Annotated in this window: 2 protein-coding genes; both read right to left on the bottom strand. The window is 50.1% G+C overall.

The window, feature by feature from the left end; all coding sequences use genetic code 11:
- Positions 1-443: 443 nt before the first annotated feature.
- Complete coding sequence (locus tag LLG96_20005; GenBank protein ID MCE5252492.1) at positions 444-3,002, bottom strand: sodium/solute symporter; 2,559 nt, start codon at positions 3,000-3,002, stop codon at positions 444-446.
- Between the two features lie 91 nt (positions 3,003-3,093).
- The coding region (locus tag LLG96_20000; GenBank protein MCE5252491.1) for a hypothetical protein at positions 3,094-3,352 on the bottom strand (259 nt) is incomplete at its 5' end.

The raw sequence follows: 3,352 nt of genomic DNA, 5'->3' as shown, positions 1-3,352 counted from the left end.
CAACGTGGCCGGTCAGAAGATCGACACGATTTCCAACGAGTTCATGGGTGCCGGCAGCCACTCGGTAGTGTGGGATGCTTCCGGATTCTCCGCCGGTGTATATTTCTACACCGTCAAATCCGGCTCATTCTCCAGAACCATGAAGATGACGCTGCTTAAGTAAATCAGTCAGTTTCATAGGATTTAAAAAAAAGGCCCGTCTTTCCCCTCCCTTTTCACGGGCCTTTTTTATTTTCCCTTTTCCGGTTTTTCCGGCATTCCCCAGGATAGTATTCTGAAAACAAATTGCTCTAAAAGGTAAAACATTTACGTTTTAAGAAGTACGATTTGCAGAGGTCGGTTAAATTTGAATCGTAAATCCGATATCGTACGCCATAAATCGCTTTCTGATTATAAGTGATAATTCGAAGGCGAACCGGTATAAAGACAGATAATTGCTGAATTCAATCCGTCAGGGTATAGAGTGTGAGATTTTTATTCGAGGATTCGGGTGCCGGAAAAAAGAGGCTGGCGAGATACCCTGCTATAAAACAGGATATGATACCGGTAACACCGAACAGAAGAAAATGTACGGCCTGGAAAGACTGGATAAGATACTGAATAATAATACTGATAATAAATCCGGCAAGGGCACCCTGACCCTGAGCCCGTTTTGTAAAAATACCGAGCATGAACAATCCTGCAAGACTGCCTCCGAACAGGCCGATTATTTTCAGAAACATATCCCAGAGTGATGAAATATTGAACTGAACCATGATCAGCGCGGTGGCAGTAGCGATACCTCCCAGAAGAACAGTCAGAAGACGGGCGAGATTGAGGCAGAACCGATCGGTAACCGTATCGGAAAATCTGCGATAAAAATCGGTGACAACTGCGGTTGCAGTGCTGTTGAGGCTGCTGTCAAGGCTGGACATTGCTGCCGCAAAGATACCAGCCACAACGAGTCCGGATATACCGGAAGGAAGTTCATGCGCGATAAACCACGGGAATATGGCATCGGTCTGAAGCTCGGGATTGAGCATTCCGGGATGGTACCGGTAAAATACGAAGAGTGCGGTACCGACGCCAAAAAACAGTACGGAAGCGGGTACAGTGAGCACTGCATTTGTCCATATGCTCCGCGCAGCCTGTTTTTCGCTTTTCGTGGTCAGATAACGCTGGATTACCGCCTGATCGGAAGTATATGCTATGAGGTTACCAAACCAGGCGATGAGGATGACCCATACTGTCGGGGCATTGAAGGCAAAATGCCAGTCAGCCATTCTGAACTTCCCATATTCAACCCCGGTATGCAGTATCCCGCCCATACCGCCGTCAACTTTCATGGCAATCAGAACGATGGACAGAATCACTCCGCTGAGGAGGATAATAACCTGAACCACATCGGTCCATATAACCGCCTTCATTCCCCCGAGCACGGTGTATGTTGTACACAGCACACCCATAACGGTAATGCAAAGATATATATTGATTCCGGTAACCGCTGAAAGGGCGATTGCGGGCAGATAGAGAACCACTCCCATTCTTCCGAGCTGAAATACTATGAATGAAGCGCTGCCGGCAAGCCGCACGGCTGGATTGAACCGCATTTCCAGATATTCGTAGGCTGTCGTTATGTTAAGACGCCTGTAAAATGGAAGAAAACAGAAAACGATCAGCGGTGCGACAGCGATTATACCCATGTTATAAAGGAAAAACGTCCAGTCTGTCGAGTAACTTTTTGCCGGTATCGACATGAACGTGATGGCGCTGAGCTGCGTTCCGAATATGCTGAGTCCGGCCGCCCACCATGGTATCGTGCGCCCGGCGAGGAAAAAGTCTTCGGTTGTCCGTTCTTCCCGTGAAAAATAGAACCCCATGGCGATCAGCACCAGAAGGTAGATGATCAACACCCCATAGTCGGTGTGAGAAAAACCCACTTTAATGGGAACCTGAATCCCATGATACATGAGGGGAGAACGGACGCCGGGGCGTATCTCGCCGCTTGTGATGACGACTCCGTTGTTCCACTGCACGGCGTTGGTGGTGACCAGTCCGACCGGCATTTCCCCTATCGTAACCCATGTATCGGTAATGGTATGGTAGGCCAGAATATCACGGCTGAAACCGGGATGATTATCCCGGAGTTCCATCTCGCGCCCGGCATATTCTCCGTCATTGCCTCCGAAAACCACGATGTGCGACTGACCGAGTGGTAGGCCCGGCCCGGGAGCCGCCGCTGCTGACCGGGGAAGATCGGCAGCCCTCGACCAGAGTCCCTGCACGGGATCATACCGGTAGGCATCGGTGAGAAACACTCTTTCAAATGACCCGTCACTGCCGGGGACGACATCATGACCGCTCATCAGATACAGCGCATTTCCCTGCGCCGCAGCAACAGCTAAAATCCGCGGCGGACCGGGCCAGGACTTGAGTTCTTTCCATTCGGAGGATTCATCGAGAAGATCGAGCGCCCAGAAATTGTCTGCCGCGATCGGCGGATCAAGGGAATTCTGCCCGCCGGCTACATACACGGTATGACCGAGAAGAGCGGCGCTCATGAAGGCGCACGGCTTCGGGAGACGAGCCATTGGTATCTGCCGTACACCTTCGCCATCCCATACCACGCGGAAAACATCGTCATAACATCGTTCCGCATCACATCCGCCGATGAAGATAATCCCGTCCCCCGTTGAGACAGAAGCTCCATAGGCGAGGGGCCGGTTCAGAGTGAACGACTCCTTCCATGCATACAGTCCATGTACGTCACGGCTCAGTACATATCCGCTGTCAACCCATACTTTTTTCCCGCCATTGAACAGCGAAACCGGGAAATGCGCCCCTCCCGCAACGATGAGAACATCATTACTCACTCCGGCAAACGAGCCCGCCACACCAAGCGAATCTGGAAGATCGGGCAGTCTTTCCCAGCGGAACACTTCGGTTGTCCGGCCCTTTTCAGCCCCCCAGACCGGGGTCAGACATACGAGCAAAAAGATAATTATTGACCGGACACAATTCACATCATCTGCTCCCATATTACTCAATACAGTTTGGGGATTATGCCGGTTCAAGGCTGTCTCAGATCAGACGGCACTTACTGTATCGACACATTTACCAGTATCGCAATGAGCGAACAGGATTGGTCAGTGCGACTTTAATTGTCTGGTAGCTTATGGTTGAAAATGCAATAAGAAAGGTAAGGATACTACCGATGATGAATACCAAAATATCGATTCCGGCGCGATAGGCAAAATTATTCTGCCAGAGCCTGATAATCCAATATGCTGCCGGATAGGCTATAATATTTGCGATAACAATAAGTTGTGTAAATTCAAACGAGAGCAGCAGGATAATGTTCGATACCGATGCA

This window comes from bacterium, from assembly GCA_021372535.1.
Taxonomy (GTDB): Bacteria; Latescibacterota; Latescibacteria; order Latescibacterales; family Latescibacteraceae; genus JAFGMP01.
Note: the sequence above shows the minus strand (reverse complement) of the source record. Positions and strands in the feature narration are given on the sequence as shown.